The sequence below is a fragment of the Vibrio rotiferianus genome, assembly GCF_002214395.1.
GTDB lineage: Bacteria > Pseudomonadota > Gammaproteobacteria > Enterobacterales > Vibrionaceae > Vibrio > Vibrio rotiferianus.
In genome coordinates, this window is the sequence record NZ_CP018311.1 from 1,446,071 (window position 1) to 1,467,259 (window position 21,189).

A 21,189-nucleotide genomic window follows, 5' to 3' on the forward strand; every position below is an offset into this window, starting at 1 on the left:
CGTATAATTACTGGTATGCGTATCGTTTTATATATTGTGTTTCACCAATATCGAATTGAGCCTGAGTAATTAACGAGCCTAATATAGGAATTGAGTGGTTAAACTGCTTTGAAAGGGCGAGTTTAACCAGTGAAACTTTGGTTGATTCATAGCGAATGACAGTAACCAAACCATCTGCGATTTTGCCTAAAATGAGCGCGTCCGAGACAGACAGAAGCGGCGGAGTATCAATGATGATTCGATCATATTTAGTCGAAAGCTGCTCTATCAGGGATTTAAACTGAGGCGAAGATAGAAGCTCTTGTGGGTTTGGTGCATGGAGACCTGCTGGTAATACATCTAGTTCTGTATCATCTATATGATAAATACAGTCTGATAATGGGATCCCCATGGTTAGGTGGTGTGTTAAGCCTATGCTATCTTCTGGTAGCTCAAAGCGTTTGGCTACCGAAGGCCTTCTTAGGTCACAATCAATGATGATGACCTTTTCCATCGATGAAAGTGACATCGCCATACTGATGGTGGTCGACGTTTTTCCTTCTTTCGGAATAGCAGATGTGAAAGGGATGACCTGCTGTTTCTTGTTCACCATTTTAAGTAGTAAGGAAGTACGAATTGAGCGACAAGCTTCCCTGAACAGCGTCTCTTTCTCATGATTATATGCGCGGTGATCAATACCGTTTTTACGCAATTTAAACTGTTTAACTTTAGGTATCGAGCCTAAGCAAATCACCCCCAGTTTTTCTTCTACTTCCTGCGGTGTTCTTACTACGTTTCTCAGTGTTTCAATGATAACGGTTAACACGCAGGCAATGATGAATCCAAATATTGATGCGATAGCCACCAATTTGATGCGCTTTGGAGCCACGGGTAGCAGAGGGATGATCGCTTGATCGGTAAATCGAGCGGTTACATTCTTATAGTCGCTAGTTGCCGTTGTCTCTTTTTGGCGGCTCAAGAATGTTTCATACAGGTTTTTGTTGGTTTCGACTTCTCTTTTTAGTTGGTCGTATTTTGCTTTTTGTTTCCCAAGGGATTGGAAATCAGACTTTTTGTTATTTAGTTCCGTTCGCAGGAGGTTTTCCTGAGCCTGTGCTGCCAATAAGTCTTGTTGCTTACTCATGGACAGTTCTTGGATCAACTGACGTACTCGACTTTGAATAGACTTAAGCTGTGCTGTTGCTTGAATCATTTTGTCGTGTTTTGGCCCATATCGCTGTGAAAGCTCAGACAGCGATTTTTGAACTTGAGCCTCTGAGTGTTTTAAATCTCTAATTTGCGCGTGGTTTGCAAATTCATTGATGGATAATAAGCTATCCAGGTTTTGTGATGATTTACTCTGCAGTAGCTCGATGAGAGTTTGTGCCTCAATTCGCTTATTAACGGCAATGTTTAGCTTCTTATTGAGCTCTTCTAGCTCGTTAGCGTAGATATCATCGATACCATTGATATCGATCAGACCTTCTTGAAGAAGGTAATTTTGTAATGCTAATTCGGATGCGCGCAAACGGTCTTCTAGCTTGCTAGCGTTGTTTGTTAGCCAAGAAGCCGCGTTCTGTGTCACGACTAACTTGGCTTCAAAATTAGATTCGATATAGGCCTGTCCTATAGCGTTGGCGATATCGGTAGCTAGCTGTGGGTCAGTTGAGCGAAAGTGTATTTTTACGAGCTGTGTATTTCGTATTGGTTCAATATCTAGCTTGCGCTTATATGAATGGAGTGCTTGGTAAAACGTGTTTGAGTACTGTGATGTTTCTTTAGGGTTTGGTGATACATTCAAGGCCTGCTGAACAAATGGTATCGATTTAAGCTGATTAAACAGCTTTTTGACTTTGCTTGTTCCAGTAAACTCTGGGTGGCGAGTGAGCTCAAACTCATTGATGATTTTTTCAGCGATGTGATTGGATTTCAGTATTACAATTTGAGTTTGAAAATACTCTTTTTGCGTGGTGTCTACACCATAGACTTCTTCAATGGAGAGAGCACTTTTTTGCTGCTCTTGTATAAGTAGAGTAGCTGTCGCTTGATAAACGGACTTTTTTGAGTAGATGTGCCATGTGCAGGCTAAAGAAAAGATCAGTGTAAATAGTGCGATACTAAACCAGTGCTTTTTTAGTGTTTGCCAATGCAGGCTAAAGCGAATGAGTTCAGCGGTATTTGATTGAGGGCTTGTCATGTGAGTTCCATTCATTGGTGTTGCCTGCGAATTAAAAAAAGCTTTGATCGATAAACAAAATGTCGCCTGGCTTAACTGCTCTTGTCATCTTCGCTTTCTCTATAGTTTTTCCTGTAGAGTGCTGCGTTAGGTGAATTTGCGTTCGTGAGGCTCGATCGGTTAAGCCTCCTGCTAGCGCGATGGCTTTCTCGATGGTCAATCCAGGTTGATATGCAAAACCACCAGGTTTTCTTACCTCGCCGTTGACAAAAAATAGGCGAAAACTTGTGATGGTAACCATGACTTTAGGGGTGACCAAATAGTCGCCTTTTAAGCCTGCCTCAAGTTCCTCCTTTAGTTGTTTGGGTGTCTTTTGTATCGCTTTGATACGGCCTAAATAGGGGTAGTCAAAGTAGCCGTCAGAAGTAATCAGAATGCGTTCGATGGACAGGTCTTGCTCACCGTAGACTTGAATCGAAATAGTATCTCCCGTATCAAGAACATAGTTTTGCTCGATAGGTTCGGCTAGTGCGGGGGTGAGTATGAGGCTGAAAAATAAGATAAAAATATTTCTGAACATGTTGTTCCATCCTTGCTAGAGGGAAAGGTTAAAAGCGAGAGACCACAGATTTTGGTCATAACTATAACCAGCCCAGTTAGACTCTTTTTCTATGAATTGCCATTGGCCACTAACACTAAGCCAGCGTCTAAACTGGTAATCGACTCCTACCTTCAATGTGTATGAGTCTTCTTTTCTGTCGACTCCGGTATAGTCTTCATTGAGGTAGGAAGTAGAAAAGTCGCTTTTAAGGTAACTGTTCCAATTGTGTTCAATCGTCAAATGAACGCGGGTTTGTAGGTTGTAGTCGCCATATAGATCTGGATTGATTGCCGCTTGTTTGGTTGATAGGCTGACTAAAGTTTGATTTTGTGGTGTCCACTCTGCACCGATATCCCAACTAAGGCCGGTAAAGTCTTCTCTCTGCACTGAATCAAAGTGTTTGTCTTGTACACCTATGCGTGCAACCCCCGTTGTTTTTCCGGAAATCGCCCAACTTACACCGGTAAAATACGTTGAAGATAAACCGTCACGAGAGATTTGGTTTGGATTAGGTGTTATGTAGGTTGTTTTCTTTTGTTCGGTACCAATCAACCAATAAGTATCAGCGGCCATTCTCATATAGAACTCAGCTGTCATTGAAGGCGACCGAAAGTCGTTGTACTTAGCTTTTTTAGTTTGTGAAAATGGCAGGTTCTCACGGTAGTTGGTATAGCGTTTATCAAAGTAGTTGATACCTAGCTCGATGTTTCCACGTGCGCCGTTGGCGCCAAATCGATATTTGGTGTTCAACTGATGAGTTTGAAAATAAACAAGGTCGGGAAGTGTGTCACCTTGTCCTTCAGTCAAACCTTCACCGCGATTCTCATGTTTGCGTTGATACTGGTATCGCACATTAAATCGGTTTCTATGATTGAACTCGAAATGGTTAAACCATCTAACGGTATGATCATTGAAGTCGTTACTTTCATCGGAAGAGATCCCCGAATCCAACTGATAGCTAAGTAAGCTTTTGTATAAGTTGCGTTCAATTGCGATATCGATACTTGGAATAGCGGAATAAACCGATACGGCAGGAGAATGGTTTTTCTCGATCCTAGCGATGTTGTCATTGTACTCGTAGTCCAACGTTAGTTTAGGAGTGAGCTCTATTCCTGATTCCGTCGTGTACGACATCGGCTCACCTTTTAGGTTGTAAGACACCAGTAAAGAAATCATGGCGAGAGCAAGTGATTTAATACGCATTTGAGCCAGTAAATCCTTTGAAAATAGTCATAAAGATGATTTTGATGTCCATCCATACTGACCAGTGATGGATATAATCTAGGTCGAATTCAACTCGCTTTTCCATTTTGTCTAGGGTGTCCGTTTCTCCACGGTATCCGTTAATTTGCGCCCATCCAGTAATACCAGGTTTAACCTTGTGGCGAAGCATGTAGCGGTCAACGATCTGACGATACTCTTCATTGTGTGCTACCGCATGTGGACGCGGGCCAACGATAGACATAGTGCCCTGCAGTACGTTGATAAACTGAGGTAATTCATCAAGCGAAGTGCGGCGTAAAAATCCTCCAAATGGTGTAATTCTAGGGTCGTTTTTTGTTGCTTGTTTTACGTCACTACCTTGTTCCATGGTGGTCATGGAGCGAAACTTCCAAACGGCGATTTTGCGGCCATCTAACCCATATCGGTCCTGCTTGAAAATAACGGGTCCTTTTGACGTCAGCTTTATCCCTAAAGCGATAGCGAGTAGAACAGGAGAAATAAGCAGTAAGATGAGACTCGATAGTACTATGTCTTCTACTCGTTTTACCCACGTCGCAAAGCCAGAAAACGGTGTATCAAAAACACTTAATGTTTGTACGTCACCAATTTGATCCCAACGTGAATGAAGTAAGTTGTAGGTGAAAAAATCGGGAATGAGATAGGTGTTCGCCGTCGTGTCAGAAAACTGATTTAAGAAAGTCGTAATGCGTTCGTTTGCATGCATTGGCATCGCGATATAGACGTAATCAACCTCACCATTTTTAGCGCGCTCAAGCGCACTGGCTACGTCACCTTTAATTGGATAGTTCGGCGTTTTAGGAAGACGATCCGGTGTGCGTTCATCATAGAATCCATCGAATACGACGCCGTGCTCGCTATGTTTTTTCAGTTCTTGAGCTAGCGTAAGCCCGTGAGGTGTTTGTCCGACAATAATTGCGGTGCGAGTATTGTATCCCTGCTTACGTAGGTAAGAGAGCAAGCTTCGCACAATCAGTCTCCATGAAATTAAGAAGATTGGTGTTGATAGAACCCAGCTTGTGATGAGTGATTTATTGAATAGCGTATAAGTTTGCGAGTAATAAACAACGATGAACAAGAAAGCACAGCTAACAAACCAAGAAATACAAACGATGAAGACTTGCTCTTTAAACGAACTGGTACGCCACGAGCGATAGAGTTTGCCGCTCTCGGCTAATACCAAAAATGAAAGGCTCGCTACGCCAGATAGGATCATAGAGTCTTTTGCGACAGTTTGAGGGCCTGTGATGAGAAATACCATCATAAGAGAAATAATGACGAATAAGTCTGCAACTCTATATAGAAAGGCGAATTCCATTTCATGAGAGCGTATCAAACCTTTGTGTTTCATAAGCTAATTCCTTTTTACGCATGCTACCGCCCTTGAGTTTCGTCTCTCAAAATCCGTGATTTATAGGGTGGTTTAGAAGGGCTAGTTCGGCTTGTTACTAAGTGCCACAACTAAGGGTGGCGGAGCTGAATAGCGCAAAATAGTGTAGAAATTCACACCCTTTCGTTAAGTGGAAATAAGCATGAAATTTCGCTTTGAGCTGAATTCAGTTGAGTTAAGAAAAAAATGGTACTTTTGGAAAGTTGAGTGGAAAAAGTGGTAGAGGAAGGACTTTGCATTAAAGACTAAGGTTTACTGTTACTTATTCAATCTCACAACAAAGTAGAGAGTCTAAGTTAGCGATTATGGTTAATTGGTTTGAAAATAAAAAATCCCTCTCGAATGAGAGGGATTGGTAGCAAGCAAAGGTGATTGAATTCTTATTCTACGTCGATGCCATTTTCTTTGTATAGGCGTCGGCATGCGCGACCATCACTATGGAAAAGGTGACAGCGATGAGCTGGGATACCAATTTCAAGTTTATCACCAGTTTCCACTGGTAATGTGTCAGGTTGACGGTAGATAACGTCTGCGTCTGCGCCTTCAAGGTTTAGGTAAACCTGAGTTTCGTTACCTAGCTTCTCTACAATCATTACCTCACCGTGAATGGTTGCGTCAGACTCAGATGCTGAAAGTAGATGCTCAGGACGAACACCTAGAGACATACGATCACCACGGTTTACAGTTGTACCGTCTACTGGGATCCAGAATGACACGCCATTCGAAAGCTGTACTTTCACGCGCTCCGCTTCTACTTCATCAATGAACACACTCATGAAGTTCATTTTTGGTGAGCCGATAAAGCCCGCTACAAAACGGTTCTGTGGGTAGTGGTATAGCTCTAGAGGCTTACCGACCTGAGATACGTAACCACCATCCAGTACTACAATCTTATCTGCCATTGTCATTGCTTCTACCTGATCGTGAGTTACGTAGATCATGGTACAGCCTAGCTGGCGTTGTAGTTTTGTTATTTGAGCACGCATATTTACACGTAATGCTGCATCAAGGTTAGAAAGTGGTTCATCAAGAAGGAATACGTTTGGTTGAGAAACCAAGGTACGACCAATTGCAACACGTTGACGTTGACCACCAGATAGCGCTTTTGGTTGACGCTCTAGTAGGTGACCAAGTTGAAGGATTTCTGCCGCGTGCTCAACTCGCTTGTCGATTTCTGCTTTGTCTGCTTTTGCCAGCTTAAGACCAAATGACATGTTGTCATATAAGTTTAGGTGTGGGTAAAGAGCGTAAGACTGGAATACCATACCAACACCACGTTGAGATGGTTCTATGTCATTCATGCGCTGGTCACCAATATACAAGTCACCTGAAGTAATGTCTTCAAGACCGGCAATACAACGTAACAGGGTAGATTTACCACAACCTGATGGGCCTACGAAGACAACGAATTCACCTTCGTTGATCTCTAGGTCTACGTTTTTAGAAATCAGTACGTCGCCATACGCTTTACAAACATTTTTTAACGTGACACTCGCCATGTAGCTCGTCCTCGATCAATTTTTATTATTCACCGCTCATCATTATATGAATTATCTAGCGAGCAGTAACAGTAGGAATTGGTAAGTTATTAATGGAGGTAAGAAAAACAGGGTAGCGCTCATGTAAAACTCTTAACGAGCGCTACCCACCAAGGCCAAGTACGAGTTTCTCTCCCCCACATTATTCGTGTTGTCTCCCCCGTGAAATAATTACCACAAACAACACCAATAATGACATTCCACTCGTATGGCAATGCAAAACCAGCAAATCTTGTAACCTATAGGGTAGGTACTGCTGGGAAAGGGTTCTTACCATCCACTCTTGGATGACTGCAGTTTCTAAGATTCTGTTCACTGATACATCCTCCCAATAGAAATAATTGCAGGGGGAGTAGGCAGGGAGGAGTGAAAAAGGAGGAGTAGAGAGCAAGTTGGGCGGATATCACATTATTGCGTGACCCAAAGGTGAATTCGATCACAAGAAGTGCTCATTTTGTGATTTGGGTCGCTAACCCTTGGCGATTCAGATCACGAAAATACGTCATAATTACAAGGGCGTAGGGATTAGGAGGATGAGACATATTGGATAATTTCAGATGATATATGTCGAAATACGGCTGAACCTCAATGGACTAGCCCTACATCAAAAATATAAAAAGGATACGAACATGAAAAAATTAAGCGCTCTAGCACTAGGTACTCTTGTTGCTTTGGGTTCTTTTGGTGCTAATGCTGCCATCGAAGAAGGACAACTAACAATCTGGATCAACGGCGATAAAGGCTACAACGGTCTAGCAGAAGTTGGTAAAAAGTTTGAAGAAGACACTGGTATTAAAGTAACAGTGGCTCACCCAGATGGCCTTCAAGACCGATTCCCTCAGACAGCGGCTACCGGTGATGGTCCTGATATCGTATTCTGGGCTCACGACCGTTTCGGTGGTTATGCAGAAGCAGGTCTACTTGCTGAGATCAAACCTTCGAAAGAAATCCAAGAAGGCATCGTTGATTTTGCATGGGATGCAGTACGTTACGATGGCAAACTAATTGGCTACCCAGTAGCGGTTGAGTCTCTATCTCTAATCTACAACAAAGACCTTGTTCCAAACCCACCTAAAACATGGGAAGAAGTTGCAGCACTAGATGCAAAACTTAAGAAAGAAGGCAAGTCTGCAATCATGTGGAACCTAAAAGAACCGTACTTCACATGGCCACTAATGGCTGCTGACGGTGGTTACGCGTTTAAATACACGTCTGAAGGCTACGATGTGAAAGACGCTGGTATTGCGAAAGAAGGCGTGAAAGACGCAATGAACTTCGTTAAAGGCTTAGTTGACAGCAAAGTTATCTCTCCAGATATGGACTACTCAGTATCTGAATCAGCGTTTAACCAAGGTACTGCTGCGATGACTATCAACGGTCCATGGTCTTGGGGCAACATCGAGAAATCTGGCATCAACTACGGCGTAACAACTCTTCCTAAGTTCCAAGGTCAGTCTTCTAAGCCATTCGTTGGTGTTCTAACTGCTGGTATCAGCACAGCATCACCTAACCGTGACCTAGCGGTAGAGTTCATCGAGAACTACCTACTGACTAACGATGGTCTACGTATGGTTAACAACGACAAGCCACTAGGCGCAGTAGCACTTAACTCATTCCAGCGTGAACTAGATTCAGATGCACGTATCGCTGCAACAATGGATAACGCGATGAACGGCGAAATCATGCCTAACATCCCACAAATGAACGCATTCTGGGGTGCAGCTAAGAACGCTATCATCAACGTTGTAGACGGTCGTCAAACTGTAGATGCTGCTCTAGCAGATGCAGAAAAACAAATGACAAAATAATTCAGTAATACCTTTTAAGGAGGAGGCAACTCCTCCTTACTTTTCTATATTTATTCTATATCGCTAGCAGGTTCCCTATGCAGTCAGTTCAAGGTACAGATGCTATGACAGCACCAGATGCAAACCTTCCGAGCAGCAAAAAAGTGTTTATCAAGTGGGCACTATTAGGCTCAATCGGTTTTATAAATGGTTACGCTACTATTCTAATGTATTCTCGTGGTGAGATTGCGTTTGCACTGCTTACGCTCATTCTTACTGCATTGGCGTTGTATATCTTTGGTAGTAAAAAGACCTACGCCCACCGTTATATCTATCCGGGTATTGCCGGAATGATTCTGTTTATCCTTTTCCCATTGGCGTACACCGTTGGTTTGTCGTTTACCAACTACAGCGCGAAAAACCAACTCTCGCTGGAACGTGCTCAAAGCGTCCTATTAGACAGAACTTATCAGAGTGGCGACAGCTACCCATTTACCCTTTATAAAACTGAACAAGGTCACCAGATCGTAGTTGAAAAAGGTGGTGAGCTACTTGCTACGCCAAGTTTTCAACTTGAAGGTATGTCAGTCTCAGATCTTGATTTGACGCCAGTGACAGAGATTAGCGGTGAGAAAGAACCGATCAAAACGATCGTGAAAAACCGTAGTGCACTGAGCAGCGTCGATCTGCATTTGCCTAGTGGTGATGATATCCGTATGAGTGGCTTACGTAAGTTCGCTGCTGTGGTACCACTGTTCACACTACAGGAAGATGGTCAGTCACTGTACAACAATAAATCAGGTGAAACTCTACTGCCTAACATGGAAGTGGGTTACTACCAACCAGTCGATGAAAGCGGTCAATTTGTTGGTAATACTGTTTCACCAGGTTTCATAGTAACGATTGGTTCACACAACTTTGAACGTGTATGGAAAGATGATGGCATCAAAGAGCCGTTCATCAGTATCTTCATCTGGACGGTTTTGTTTTCTGCACTATCAGTATTGTTTACTCTGATTATCGGCTTGGTATTAGCGAGTGTGGTTCAATGGGAAGAACTGAAAGGTCGTTCCATCTACCGCTTGCTGCTTATCTTGCCTTACGCCGTACCAGCGTTTATCTCTATCCTGATCTTCAAAGGTTTGTTTAACCAAAGCTTTGGTGAGATCAACATGTTGCTTGAAGGCTTGTTTGGTATCAGCCCAGCGTGGTTCTCTGACCCATTCATGGCAAAAACCATGATCTTAATTGTGAACACCTGGCTAGGTTTCCCTTACATGATGATCTTGTGTATGGGCCTACTAAAAGCGATACCTGAAGACTTGTATGAAGCTTCGGCAATTGATGGTGCTAACTTTGTTTCTAACTTTACGCGTATCACGCTGCCGATGATGATCAAGCCGCTAACGCCGCTCCTGATTGCCAGCTTCGCGTTTAACTTCAACAACTTTGTACTGATTGCATTGTTGACAGGTGGTGGTCCGAACATGATCGGTACTTCAGAACCTGCGGGTTACACCGACTTATTGGTTAGCTACACATACCGTATCGCCTTTGAAGGTGCGGGCGGTCAGGACTTTGGTCTGGCAAGTGCAGTAGCAACGCTTATCTTCCTGTTGGTTGGCGCACTAGCACTTATCAACCTGCGTGTAACTAAAGTAGCTCAAGATTAAGGAGACATCACAATGGCAATGGTACAAGGTAAGTCATTAAAGTATCGTGTATGGGCTACGCACGCCGCAATGTGGGCGTTCTTAGCACTGATTATTTTCCCTTTATTAATGGTCATCGCTATCTCATTCCGTGAAGGTAACTTCGCAACGGGTAGCCTGATCCCAGATAACCCAACGCTGGACCACTGGAAACTGGCCTTAGGTATTGCTGTTACCAATGCGGATGGCACGGTAACACCACCTCCGTTCCCAGTTCTAACTTGGTTGTGGAACTCAGTTAAGGTTGGCGGCATTTCTTCAATCTTGATTGTGGCACTGTCTACTACGTCGGCATACGCATTTGCTCGTATGAAGTTCAAGGGCAAGAACACCATCCTGCAAGCGATGATGATCTTCCAAATGTTCCCGGCTGTATTGGCATTGGTGGCATTGTACGCGCTGTTTGACAAGCTTGGACAATACATTCCGTTCCTTGGCCTGAACACGCATGGTGGTTTGATCTTTGCCTACCTTGGTGGTATCGCACTACACGTATGGACAATCAAAGGTTACTTCGAGAGCATTGACTCTTCACTAGAAGAAGCTGCGGCATTGGACGGTGCGACACCATGGCAAGCGTTCCGCCTGGTACTACTACCACTGTCTGTGCCAATCCTAGCGGTAGTGTTCATCTTGTCATTTATTATGGTGATTGGTGAAGTTCCGGTAGCATCGTTACTGCTTTCTGATGTAGACTCATACACTCTAGCGGTTGGTATGCAGCAATATCTATACCCTCAGAACTACCTGTGGGGTGACTTTGCCGCAGCAGCAGTTCTTTCTGCAGTGCCAATCACAGTAGTATTCTTGCTTGCACAGCGCTGGTTAGTTGGTGGACTAACAGCTGGTGGTGTGAAAGGTTAATCTTAGTGGGTTGCTAAGGATTAAGAATAAAAAGAATAAGGGCGACCGCTTGGTCGCCCTTGTATTTGCTTCGATATTACGTTTTTGGTTTGGCCGCCGATCAGTAATATCAGCAATATTGGCGTTACGCATAGCTGGCTGTTAGCTTTGTTCCTTACTATGAAAATCACTAACAGTTTTTGTAACCATTGCCTGAGTTTTAGCTCGGGCATTTTTATATCTATAAATCGTTTGGTTAGTCAGGTGAGATTAGCCGTTTTGCAAAGGATTACACAGCACGGTTAGAACGCTGTGCGTCGCACTTCACATAAATAGTGGGAGGTTGTTCGGTTCCGTTAAGCGCGAGGAGAAAGTTAAAACTCTTTGTTGGATGGTGCGCACCCTACGTATTGAAGCAATGTATACATGCTTGTTTGTTGCAATGCGACGCGACGGAATAGATCGGCAAAAGTAGCATCACCTCCAAAGCAAGTTTGGATGTAATGGTTTATTTCATCATCGTTATACCCTTCGACATACATGGTTCTTACCCATTGATACTCTACGGCTTTAAGATTAGTAAGAGTGGTTTCACTGAGAGTTGTAATTATTTTCAAGGCTTAAACTCAAGCTTCCTGACAGTGCAGAGATTTAAGCAAAATAAAGTGAAAGAAATATGACAGTGGAAAGGGAAGGGAACTGAGCTGAGCCCTCAAAATGAAGCCATAAAGAAAGAAAACCTTGAGAGCTAAGGAGCGAGTATGCTTAGGAAGTTATCGCTCCACACTAAACACTCTATTTGAGATACTTGACGTGAGCTTCCATCTCCTCGCCAATTTCTTTGCGCATGTTCATTAGACGTATTGCCGACTGCTCTAGAGCTTTGTCTTCAGCTGATTCAGGTATCCATTTAGGTACGTCAGTAGGTTTTCCATCCTCATCTACCGCAACCATGATAACGATACAATGCGTAGTGAGGCAGTTTTTAAGTTCTTTAGGATCGCTAGCCTGTACATCAATCGCGATATGCATTGAACTGCGACCAGTATAAATAACCTTTGCACTTACCTCTACCAAGTTCCCAACATGAATCGGAGCAACGAAACGAATACCACCCGCGTAAGCAGTTATACAGTATTTACCACTCCAAGCCGCGCTACATGCGTAAGCGGCTAAGTCGATCCATTTCATCACGGCGCCACCGTGTACTTTCCCACCGAAGTTAACGTCTCCTGGCTCAGCAAGAAAACGAAGGGTAATGTCTCTTTGACCACTGCTCATCTGTCATTCCTTTGTGCGTTGTTACTGATTTCAATGTATCAGTAAGGAGTTGAATCTGGAATAGGCAATGCAACAAAATATTAACTTTTATATCAGCGCTACCACCCGTTTGTGTTCGATAGAAAAAAGCCACGGTGATTACCATGGCTTTTTAAACGCTTATTGAGAGGTTGCGGGTAACTCTGGGGGCGTAGTAGGTGCTTTCTTACGAATCTTAATTTGTGAAAGAATAACGCCGGAGATAACCAGCATGCCGCCAATGATGTGGTAGACATGTACCTCCTCCCCAAGCATGGTCGAAGCTAAGGCTACCGAAACCACTGGCATCAGGTTCATAAACATGGCACTTGAATCTGCACCAATCAAATCAATCGCTTTCACCCACATTAATGGGGCAAAGATAGATGCAGCAATACCAGCGTAAGCAATTAAAGGTAGTGCGCTTTGGCTTGGCAGGAGTTGATCGCTGCTCAACCACAATGGTGCTAGCATTATTAACGAGAAAAAGCCCTGCATGTAAACTAAAGTCATGCTGTTGAAAGGCATTTTCCAGCGTTTAAGCAATACACAGTAAATCGCGTAACAAAGCGCAGCAAGTAGCATCAGACTATCACCTTGCGTCATATCTTGATGCAAGAAGTAGGTGATATCGCCGTGGCCTAGCATAAACGCCAAGCCACCTAATGAAATCACACCACCTGCCACACTCAGCATGGAAATTGACTTGCCCAACAAAGGCACACTCAAGAAAACGCTGATCAAAGGAACCAGAGATGTGATCAGTGCCATGTTAGAAGCGGTTGTAGTAAGACCTGCGTAATACCCTAGCGATTGGTTAAGTACCATGCCCAGTAGTGCAAGACATGCTAGCTTAGCAAGGTATGGACGAATCACATGACGCTGTCTGATCACCGCAGGTAAGCAAAATGGTGTTAGTAGCACCATGGCAACAAACCAACGGTAGAAGCTCATTGCGCTCGGTTCGATGGCACTTGCTGCCATTTTATTTACGATGGAATTCCCACCCCAAATCATGACAGTAAAAAACGGAAGCAAATAAACCATGAGAACCTCATCGCAGAATAATTGATGGCGCTAGTCTGACAGGTCTTTATAATGAAAAGTATCTCTGGAAAGACATAGTAAGCGATAGGAAGACAAATTTGAAAAAGAGCACTAGGAATCTTCATCCGTCATTATCGATTGATAGAGCACCATCAGATGTATTTATGAATTTTGAGGCCTTCCTGTCGAATACGGAAACTCGTATTCATAGCCACCCATGGGGGCAAGTTCAACTAATCAGTGGTGGTATCTTAGAAATGGATGCGGAAGATACTCGCTTCTTAGCTCCTCCTCATCTTGCGATTTGGGTGCCAGCGGGTATTCGACATAAGAGCTATAACCGCAAACCATTGGAATACTGCTCTTTAAATATTGCACCTGAGTTGACGAAGCACTTCCCCTCCAAAACCAGTTTGATCAAAGTGACGCCCATTGTCTCGGCGATCGTAGAAGATTTCCGTCAGCGCGATATTAATGTTGCTCAAAACGAAGAAGATAAGCGTCTTGTCCAAGTCCTTCTCGATCAGCTAGCCAAACAAGAAGTTGAGCATCACTTCTTGCCAACCACTGACAATAAGTACCTAGAGCCAATCTTAAAAGCTGTTGAAGAAGCTCCAACCGATGAAATTAGTTTGGGAGAGTGGGCGGAGAAGGTGCACACTACAGAGCGTACGTTAGCTCGCCATTGCCAAAGTGAATTGGGGATGAGCTTTACCGAGTGGCGATTGCGAGTGCGTTACCTGCATTCGATGGAGTTGCTGAGAAAGGGGCAGACTGTAAAAGAGGTGGCGTTGACACTGGGCTACAACCAAGCCAGTCCTTTTATTGCTATGTTCAAGAAATACTCCGGCATAACACCGGAGCAATATAAGAACCGCTTGTTATAGCTGAGCGAGCACGTAGTCTAGACCACCGACAACCGCCGCCACTTGAGCGTCGTTACACTCTTCGTCAGTGACTTTCGGGCTGTCTGGGTAAGCTTCTGTTGTGGTGCCGTAAGTACAGTTGGTGACGCCGCCACACAGCCCCAGTTTCACCATTGGGTAATTAATCACACCAAATTGCACCACTGGCGAGCCAATGATTTCGCCTTTATCGTCAGCAGGTGCAATGTGCGTTACTTTCGCTACTGACTCGATGACTGCTTTTTGGAACTCTGGTTGCGGGTTTTCTGTATCGCCCACCGTGTAGAAACCATCTGGGATCATGCCTTCGATGTATTCAAGGCCATCACGCGCCGCTAGAGCAGGGCGGAACTCGGTCTCGTCAGAATCTGTTGTTTCGTGTAGGTCGATGTGCATTAGAACATCACCCAAGGTCGCAACAAGCTTAATCAAGTTTGCTGACTCTTCTGCTGGACTGTTTGCGTAGAAAGAGCGGTTTGGGTCGATCGCATTTGGGTTCCAGCGGTTAATCACTTCGTAACCCCAAGGGCTGACACATGGTGCGACAACGATATTGAAGTGTTCTGCATAACGGTCTGCTTGCGTATCAACAAACTTCAGTGCGCCATGAACACCACTTGTTTCGTAGCCGTGTACGCCGCCAGTTACCAAAACAACAGGTTTTGCTGCATCCCAATTGCGAGTCTTGATACAAAACAGAGGGAAGCGTGCCTCGTCGTAAGAAAGTGCACCGTATTGCTCAACATCAAAACGCTCTCGAAGGTCGTCAATTTTTGTCACGACTTCTTCTTGGTAGCTACGTTTTACGTCACGTTGCTCACGCCAAGCTTTACGTTCTGCTTCGTCCCATGGCTGACCTGGGGTACCGATTGGGTAAGTGTATCCGCTTTTCATCTATACTTTTTCTTTTGTGTGCTTGAAAGGTAAGACAAGACTAGTCCTGTCTCAGAGTGACGGCAATAGAAAACACAATTTGTGACCTTATTCTTTGCAAAATCATAACTTTGCTGAGTGGTTTAATGGTGTTACATTTTGTTACTTATTCAATTCCATAAAAGAGATAAATAAATGGCTGGAGCAAGTTTACTGACACTGTTGGATGACATTGCAGCTGTATTGGATGATGTCGCGTTGATGTCTAAGATGGCAGCGAAAAAAACCGCTGGTGTACTGGGCGACGATTTAGCGCTAAACGCGCAACAGGTTTCTGGCGTAGCGTCAGAACGAGAAATTCCTGTGGTTTGGGCGGTGGCAAAAGGATCATTTAAAAACAAATTGATTCTGGTGCCATCGGCGTTGTTGATCAGTGCTTTTATTCCGTGGTTGATCATGCCACTGCTTCTCATTGGCGGTTTATTTCTTTGCTTTGAAGGGGCGGAGAAGATCTTAGAAAAGCTTTTTCCTCATGCGCACCAACATGACGAGAAAGAAGAGGAGGTCCCTACCGGAGAATCGGTTGAAGAGTACGAGAAAAGAAAAGTGGCTGGTGCGATTCGTACTGACTTTATTTTGTCTGCTGAAATCATTGTGATTGCTTTGGGTACAGTGACAGGTTCAAGCATCGTGACGCAGATTCTGGTGGTGAGTTTAATCGCAGTACTGATGACTATTGGTGTTTACGGCTTGGTCGCAGGCATCGTTAAGCTTGATGACTTGGGCTTTTATCTTGAGCGCACATCAAATGGTGAAGGTCTGAAAGCGAAGCTAGGTGGGGCGCTAGTGGCGTTTGCACCTAAGTTGATGAAGATGCTTGCTGTGGTGGGTACCGCGGCCATGTTCTTGGTTGGTGGCGGTATTGTCGTTCATAACGTACCTGCGATTCATCACCTTATTGAACCGATCATTATGGACTTCCGTGGTCATACGGTTGCGACAGCGATTGTACCAACACTGCTCAACGGCGTGATTGGTGTGATTGCCGGTCTAGTTGTGGTTGCTGCTTGGACTGTGGTGGAGAAGGTTCGCGGTAAATAAACTCGAATTTTGTTTTGAGGTTTTATTGAAGCTAAAAGAAAAGGGTCATGCCTTTCCATATCGAATATGGTGACATGACCCTTTTTCATTTCTTGAGGGTGGCTATTTCACTTCCCACTCAATCTTTTCATTTGCACGGATTGGCACAACGATGTCGCTGCCAAACGGCATGGTTTCTGGTACATCCCAAGATGCTTTTTCTAGCGTCACAGTATCTGTGTTACGAGCGATACCGTAAAAATCAGGGCCATTCAAACTAGCGAATGCTTCTAGGTTTTCTAGCTTGCCTTCGTTCTCAAAGACTTCAGCGTAAAGCTCTAGCGCTGCGTGTGCAGTGTAAGAACCTGCACAACCACAAGCTGACTCTTTTGCGCCTTTTGCGTGTGGTGCTGAATCTGTACCTAGGAAGAATTTCTTGCTACCGCTCGTTGCTGCTTCGATAAGCGCTTGTTGGTGGGTATTGCGCTTAAGAATTGGTAGGCAGTAGAAGTGTGGCTTAATGCCGCCGACTAGCATGTGGTTACGGTTGAACAGCAGGTGGTGAGCAGTGATGGTTGCTGCAACGTTATCAGAAGCGTTGTTTACGAAATTAGCCGCGTCCGCAGTCGTGATGTGCTCAAGAACGATTTTTAGGTTAGGGAAGTCGTTGACGATAGGAGCAAGAACCGTGTCTAGGAATTCCTTCTCACGGTCAAAAATATCAACGTGGTTGTGAGTCACTTCACCATGAACCAAAAGCAGCATGCCAACTTCTTCCATCGCTTCAAAAACGTGGTAGATGTTCTTTGCATCGGTTACGCCAGAATCAGAGTTGGTGGTTGCGCCCGCAGGATAGAGCTTTGCAGCGACAATCTTTCCTGTTGCTTTGGCTTTGCGGATTTCGTCTGGTGTGGTGTTATCTGTAAGGTACAGCGCCATAAGAGGCTCGAATTGCTCGCCGTGTTGCTCAGCAAGGATTCGATCACGGTAGGCTAGCGCCATTTCAGTATTGGTCACTGGTGGGACGGTGTTCGGCATGATCAGTGCACGACCGTTATAACGGCTAATATCGCGAACGGTATCTTTTAGAACTTCACCATCGCGTAAGTGAACGTGCCAATCGTCAGGACGAGTAATAGTCAGTGTTGTCATTAATTGCTCCCACCATTAAAAAGTTATGTTTGGAGCCTAACCGCTGCATTTACCTCAAGAGCAAACGCTTGCGCTTAGGCGACAGGATGATAGTGGAATTGCTCTTCCATTTCACCCCATTTTTCACATTTCTTTACGGTAGGAGCTCAGTTGGTTACTTCATCGTCAACCAAAGCGCGTGAATTGTGCCCGGTAGGAAGAAGAAGAAAGTCAGGATAAGGTTGATGAAGAAGTCTTTCTCTAGACCTTTTTCCATGTAAACCGCTACTGGTGGAAGGAAGATACAAAGTAGGATTAGAATCAGTTTGTTAGTATCCATGGTCTATGCTCCGGATAGGTTATTTTTAGTGTCAAAAAGTTGGCGAATTATGTGCTCAATGTCACATCTTGGCAATCCTAATTTCGTCAATAATATGCAAATTTATGGGACGTTATTCATAAAATGCGACGCACTGACACATATCCTAAAGGCCAAGAATGAACCCCTTGTGAACATATCGCATGCAACTTGGAGTTTTATACCCGAGTAACCTCGAGATACTTGGGTCACTAAGCTTATGGGGATATGATAGTAGAACAATTAAAAAAGCACCTGTAGGAAGTAGGTTATGTCGCAATCAGTTTTATCCCAAATTAATGTTTTTCCAGTCAAATCCGTCGGAGGCGTCGCGCTATCTTCGGCTTGGGTTGAAAAGCAAGGATTGAGTTTTGATCGTCGATTTATGATTGCGACGTCAGACGGCTCAATGGTGACAGCCCGTAAATTCCCACAAATGGTGACCATTAAGTCAGCTTTGTTGCCAGATGGTGTGGTGTTTACCAGTCTTGGGGAAGAGCCATTAAAGATCCGTTATCAAGACTTCAAAATGCAGGAAGCCCCCGCGACGGTTTGGAAAGACAGCTTTACCGCATATACCACCACTGACGAAGCAGATGATTGGTTTAGCAAAGTACTAGGTCTTCGCGTTGAGTTGCTTTTTATTGGTGAACAATCAAATCGTGTGAGAGAGAAGCTGGGTCACAATGTTAGCTTTGCCGATGGTTATCCAGTGCTTGTGATTAGTGAGGCGTCACTGGAAGAGCTAAATCGCAGAAGCTCTGAACAGCACTCGATGGATCAGTTTCGAACCAACCTTGTGGTGTCCGATACCAAGCCATTTGAAGAAGACTCATGGAAGCGCATTCGTATTGGTGAAGTAGAATTTGAATTAGTAAAACCTTGTGAGCGTTGCATCCTTACTACCGTTAACACTCAACGCGGTACATTCCGAGAAAGCAAAGAACCGCTGAAAACACTGCAAGAGTTCCGTGCTAATGAACGTGGTGGTGTGTTCTTCGGTCAAAACCTTGTTGCCCTTAACGAAGGTATTATTCGTCAGGGAGACAAGGTGGAAGTGCTGGAATACAAAGAAGCTGAGTTCTATCCAGATAACTCTCCTAATCGCATGTCGCTCACCTGTGTCGAGCGAGAAGAGATTGCGCGTGACTTCGTCACCTTATGGCTTGAGCCGAGTAAAGGCCAGTTGCCAACATACTTGCCGGGTCAGCATTTACCAATTGAAGTGGATATAGACGGTAAGAAAGTTGGGCGTCGTTATACGCTTTCTTCTAGCCCATCTCGCCCAGGCCGTTATGCGATTTCCGTCAAGCGTGTTTCTGGTGGTCGTGTATCTAACGCGTTACTGGATAACCTGCAAGTGGGGGATGTATTGGAAGCGGAAACGCCAGATGGTCAATTTCATTTAAAAGAACACTCTGTTCAGCCTCTACTCTTGCTGTCTGCCGGTAGCGGTGTAACGCCAATGCTATCGATGGTGCGTTACTTGGCTGATCACAACCAGCTCGATGACGTGGTGTTCTACCATCAATGTAGTAGCGAGATTGATATCCCGTGCAAAGATGAGTTAAACGAACTAAAACGCGAGCATCCAGGCTTAGATGTGAAGATCTGCTTAACTCAGCCTGCGGTGGACTGGTTTGGTCTGAAAGGGCGTATAAGCCTGTCTCATATAAAACAGATTAAAGATGTTGAACAACGCCAAGTGTTCGTTTGTGGTCCAGATGGTTTTATGCAAAAAGCGAAAAACCTTCTGCTTAAGAAAGGGCTACCTGAAGATAACTACCATCAAGAAGCCTTTGGCGTTTCGGTTGCGACGACCAAACCTGAGAAAAGTGTTGAGGTCGAGTTCAATGGCTTTAAGTTGATGGGGAACAATCAACAAACGTTGCTTGAACAAGTTGAGAGTTCAGGTAAGAGTATCACGAACAGCTGCCGTGCGGGCTTGTGTGGGGCGTGTAAGGTGCAATTAGAATCAGGGCAGGTCGATCATCCGGATGTACCTGCATTAAGCGCAGAAGAACGTGCAATGGGTAAAGTGCTCGCGTGTTGTGCTATTCCGCAGACGGACGTGACACTTACGGACTGAACTCCAAAAAATAAACCGTAACAAATAAAAACGCCGCTAACTTAGCGGCGTTTTCTTTATTTACTTCAGAGCAGATTCAGAAAGAAATCGCTCAGGAATAAAATCGCATTTTAGTCGTAGATCGTTGGGATTGGCTGACGTTTGTGCTGAGTCATTTTGTAGATTGCTACAAGACGATCGCTCACTTCTTGCGATACTGGCTTACCTTCTAGGAAGTCATCGATCTGTTCGTAAGTTAGGCTCAGTGCATCCTCATCAGCTTTTTGTGGTGCAAGCTCTTCCAAATCTGCGGTCGGTACTTTCTTCACTAGCTGCTCAGGAGCACCTAGTGTTGCAGCTACTTCACGAACTTGACGTTTGCTTAAGCCGAATAGTGGCGCCATGTCGCACGCGCCATCACCAAACTTGGTGTAGAAACCAGTGATGTTTTCTGCCGAGTGGTCAGTACCTAGAACCAAGCCACCAACGTAACCAGCGATTTCGTATTGAGCAACCATGCGAGCACGCGCTTTTACGTTACCTTTCACGAAGTCAACTTTCGCAGCATCCGTTGGAAGAAGGTCAGTATCTTTTAATGCAACGTGAGAAGCGGCGTGAAGGCCATCTACACCTGCTTTGATGTTTACCGATACAGAGTGCGTTGGCTGGATGAAAGAAAGTGCAAGTTGTGCTTCATCTTCATCTTGTTGCTCGCCGTAAGGCAAACGAACAGCGATAAACTGGTAGCTATTGTCGCTCGCTTCTTCGTTTAGTTGGTCTACAGCCAGTTGAGCTAAACGACCACATGTCGTTGAGTCAACGCCACCGCTGATGCCAAGAACAAGAGACTTACAGCCTGCTTCTTGCAATTTACGCTTAATAAAAGCGACACGGCGTTCAATTTCGAAATGCGGATCGATAGAAGGTAGTACACGCATTTCATCGCGGATGGATTGTTCCATTTCGGGTTCCTTTTCCTGCAAATATATTAGACACCAAATCAGTATAAAGAGGCTCATACCGAGGCGAGCGATCATGGTTCTTAAATGGTGATAAAACACTCACTTGATGCTCACAAACGTCGCATTAGTGTCAAAAAACTCTAAAGATTAGTAGTATCATACCGAATTCATTGGATTAGAAAACTCTCTTCAACCAGG

At 44.4% G+C, this 21,189-nt stretch carries 18 protein-coding genes; 6 read left to right on the top strand and 12 right to left on the bottom strand.

From position 1 onward, the window contains the following. Positions 1-7 precede the first annotated feature (7 nt). From BSZ04_RS06800 to malK, 5 genes are all read right to left on the bottom strand, one after another. Positions 8-2,191: a GumC family protein gene (locus tag BSZ04_RS06800; protein ID WP_088879951.1), complete on the bottom strand. Its 2,184-nt coding sequence runs from the start codon at positions 2,189-2,191 to the stop codon at positions 8-10. Between the two features lie 16 nt (positions 2,192-2,207). Then, the gene (locus BSZ04_RS06805) at positions 2,208-2,735 is read right to left on the bottom strand and encodes a polysaccharide biosynthesis/export family protein (RefSeq protein WP_045394610.1); all 528 of its coding nucleotides are present in this window, start codon (positions 2,733-2,735) and stop codon (positions 2,208-2,210) included. 15 nt (positions 2,736-2,750) lie between these two features. Beyond that, the gene (locus tag BSZ04_RS06810; RefSeq protein ID WP_088879952.1) at positions 2,751-3,959 is read right to left on the bottom strand and encodes an outer membrane beta-barrel protein; all 1,209 of its coding nucleotides are present in this window, start codon (positions 3,957-3,959) and stop codon (positions 2,751-2,753) included. After that, positions 3,949-5,349: an undecaprenyl-phosphate glucose phosphotransferase gene (locus BSZ04_RS06815; protein ID WP_088879953.1), complete on the bottom strand. Its 1,401-nt coding sequence runs from the start codon at positions 5,347-5,349 to the stop codon at positions 3,949-3,951. The genes BSZ04_RS06810 and BSZ04_RS06815 overlap by 11 nt, the downstream gene beginning before the upstream one ends. A gap of 419 nt (positions 5,350-5,768) precedes the next feature. Next, positions 5,769-6,887, bottom strand: a complete 1,119-nt coding sequence (gene malK / locus BSZ04_RS06820) for a maltose/maltodextrin ABC transporter ATP-binding protein MalK (RefSeq protein ID WP_010452716.1) — start codon at positions 6,885-6,887, stop codon at positions 5,769-5,771. Between the two features lie 668 nt (positions 6,888-7,555). Between malK and malE the strand changes: the two genes are divergently transcribed. The 3 genes from malE (at position 7,556) to malG (ending at position 11,289) form a co-directional block, all read left to right on the top strand. Then, the gene (gene malE / locus BSZ04_RS06830) at positions 7,556-8,734 is read left to right on the top strand and encodes a maltose/maltodextrin ABC transporter substrate-binding protein MalE (RefSeq protein ID WP_010452714.1); all 1,179 of its coding nucleotides are present in this window, start codon (positions 7,556-7,558) and stop codon (positions 8,732-8,734) included. A gap of 77 nt (positions 8,735-8,811) precedes the next feature. After that, positions 8,812-10,386: a maltose ABC transporter permease MalF gene (malF, locus tag BSZ04_RS06835; RefSeq protein WP_010452712.1), complete on the top strand. Its 1,575-nt coding sequence runs from the start codon at positions 8,812-8,814 to the stop codon at positions 10,384-10,386. Between the two features lie 12 nt (positions 10,387-10,398). Beyond that, positions 10,399-11,289: a maltose ABC transporter permease MalG gene (gene malG, locus BSZ04_RS06840; RefSeq protein ID WP_010452709.1), complete on the top strand. Its 891-nt coding sequence runs from the start codon at positions 10,399-10,401 to the stop codon at positions 11,287-11,289. Positions 11,290-11,642: 353 nt separating this feature from the next. On the opposite strand, the gene BSZ04_RS06845 is transcribed toward malG, so the two are convergent. From BSZ04_RS06845 to BSZ04_RS06855, 3 genes are all read right to left on the bottom strand, one after another. Then, positions 11,643-11,885: a hypothetical protein gene (locus tag BSZ04_RS06845; protein ID WP_088879954.1), complete on the bottom strand. Its 243-nt coding sequence runs from the start codon at positions 11,883-11,885 to the stop codon at positions 11,643-11,645. A gap of 178 nt (positions 11,886-12,063) precedes the next feature. Continuing rightward, a complete protein-coding gene (locus BSZ04_RS06850) occupies positions 12,064-12,549 on the bottom strand; it encodes an acyl-CoA thioesterase (RefSeq protein WP_088879955.1) in 486 nt (161 codons plus the stop codon). Between the two features lie 159 nt (positions 12,550-12,708). Beyond that, positions 12,709-13,614, bottom strand: coding sequence for a DMT family transporter (locus BSZ04_RS06855; RefSeq protein ID WP_071235034.1), 906 nt, complete (start codon positions 13,612-13,614; stop codon positions 12,709-12,711). Positions 13,615-13,712: 98 nt separating this feature from the next. On the opposite strand from BSZ04_RS06855, the gene BSZ04_RS06860 reads away from it, so the two are divergent. Further along, positions 13,713-14,501: an AraC family transcriptional regulator gene (locus tag BSZ04_RS06860; RefSeq protein WP_010452704.1), complete on the top strand. Its 789-nt coding sequence runs from the start codon at positions 13,713-13,715 to the stop codon at positions 14,499-14,501. On the opposite strand, the gene BSZ04_RS06865 is transcribed toward BSZ04_RS06860, so the two are convergent. Continuing rightward, positions 14,496-15,413: a M14 family metallopeptidase gene (locus tag BSZ04_RS06865; protein ID WP_088879956.1), complete on the bottom strand. Its 918-nt coding sequence runs from the start codon at positions 15,411-15,413 to the stop codon at positions 14,496-14,498. The two genes, BSZ04_RS06860 and BSZ04_RS06865, sit on opposite strands and share 6 nt — an antisense overlap. A gap of 174 nt (positions 15,414-15,587) precedes the next feature. Between BSZ04_RS06865 and BSZ04_RS06870 the strand changes: the two genes are divergently transcribed. Beyond that, positions 15,588-16,493 (top strand): DUF808 domain-containing protein, encoded by a 906-nt coding sequence (locus BSZ04_RS06870; RefSeq protein WP_088879957.1) that lies wholly within the window; start codon positions 15,588-15,590, stop codon positions 16,491-16,493. 102 nt (positions 16,494-16,595) lie between these two features. Here the strand turns inward: BSZ04_RS06870 and pyrC are convergent, their stop codons facing one another. Next, the gene (gene pyrC, locus BSZ04_RS06875) at positions 16,596-17,624 is read right to left on the bottom strand and encodes a dihydroorotase (protein WP_010452697.1); all 1,029 of its coding nucleotides are present in this window, start codon (positions 17,622-17,624) and stop codon (positions 16,596-16,598) included. A 154-nt stretch (positions 17,625-17,778) separates the two neighbouring features. Further along, positions 17,779-17,943 (bottom strand): YqaE/Pmp3 family membrane protein, encoded by a 165-nt coding sequence (locus BSZ04_RS06885; RefSeq protein WP_005453437.1) that lies wholly within the window; start codon positions 17,941-17,943, stop codon positions 17,779-17,781. A 289-nt stretch (positions 17,944-18,232) separates the two neighbouring features. On the opposite strand from BSZ04_RS06885, the gene BSZ04_RS06890 reads away from it, so the two are divergent. Next, positions 18,233-20,050, top strand: coding sequence for a hybrid-cluster NAD(P)-dependent oxidoreductase (locus BSZ04_RS06890; protein ID WP_088879958.1), 1,818 nt, complete (start codon positions 18,233-18,235; stop codon positions 20,048-20,050). A 110-nt stretch (positions 20,051-20,160) separates the two neighbouring features. Here the strand turns inward: BSZ04_RS06890 and nadE are convergent, their stop codons facing one another. Continuing rightward, entirely contained in the window at positions 20,161-20,991 is an 831-nt protein-coding gene (nadE, locus tag BSZ04_RS06895; protein WP_038882690.1) for an ammonia-dependent NAD(+) synthetase, read from the bottom strand. Between the last annotated feature and the right edge of the window lie 198 nt (positions 20,992-21,189).

Coding starts and splice junctions, on each gene's coding strand:
- BSZ04_RS06800 (WP_088879951.1), bottom strand. CDS start 2,191: ATGAATGGAACTCACATGACAAGCCCTCAATCAAATACCGCTGAACTC.
- BSZ04_RS06805 (WP_045394610.1), bottom strand. CDS start 2,735: ATGTTCAGAAATATTTTTATCTTATTTTTCAGCCTCATACTCACCCCC.
- BSZ04_RS06810 (WP_088879952.1), bottom strand. CDS start 3,959: ATGCGTATTAAATCACTTGCTCTCGCCATGATTTCTTTACTGGTGTCT.
- BSZ04_RS06815 (WP_088879953.1), bottom strand. CDS start 5,349: ATGAAACACAAAGGTTTGATACGCTCTCATGAAATGGAATTCGCCTTT.
- malK (WP_010452716.1), bottom strand. CDS start 6,887: ATGGCGAGTGTCACGTTAAAAAATGTTTGTAAAGCGTATGGCGACGTA.
- malE (WP_010452714.1), top strand. CDS start 7,556: ATGAAAAAATTAAGCGCTCTAGCACTAGGTACTCTTGTTGCTTTGGGT.
- malF (WP_010452712.1), top strand. CDS start 8,812: ATGCAGTCAGTTCAAGGTACAGATGCTATGACAGCACCAGATGCAAAC.
- malG (WP_010452709.1), top strand. CDS start 10,399: ATGGCAATGGTACAAGGTAAGTCATTAAAGTATCGTGTATGGGCTACG.
- BSZ04_RS06850 (WP_088879955.1), bottom strand. CDS start 12,549: ATGAGCAGTGGTCAAAGAGACATTACCCTTCGTTTTCTTGCTGAGCCA.
- BSZ04_RS06855 (WP_071235034.1), bottom strand. CDS start 13,614: ATGGTTTATTTGCTTCCGTTTTTTACTGTCATGATTTGGGGTGGGAAT.
- BSZ04_RS06865 (WP_088879956.1), bottom strand. CDS start 15,413: ATGAAAAGCGGATACACTTACCCAATCGGTACCCCAGGTCAGCCATGG.
- BSZ04_RS06870 (WP_088879957.1), top strand. CDS start 15,588: ATGGCTGGAGCAAGTTTACTGACACTGTTGGATGACATTGCAGCTGTA.
- pyrC (WP_010452697.1), bottom strand. CDS start 17,624: ATGACAACACTGACTATTACTCGTCCTGACGATTGGCACGTTCACTTA.
- BSZ04_RS06885 (WP_005453437.1), bottom strand. CDS start 17,943: ATGGATACTAACAAACTGATTCTAATCCTACTTTGTATCTTCCTTCCA.
- BSZ04_RS06890 (WP_088879958.1), top strand. CDS start 18,233: ATGTCGCAATCAGTTTTATCCCAAATTAATGTTTTTCCAGTCAAATCC.
- nadE (WP_038882690.1), bottom strand. CDS start 20,991: ATGGAACAATCCATCCGCGATGAAATGCGTGTACTACCTTCTATCGAT.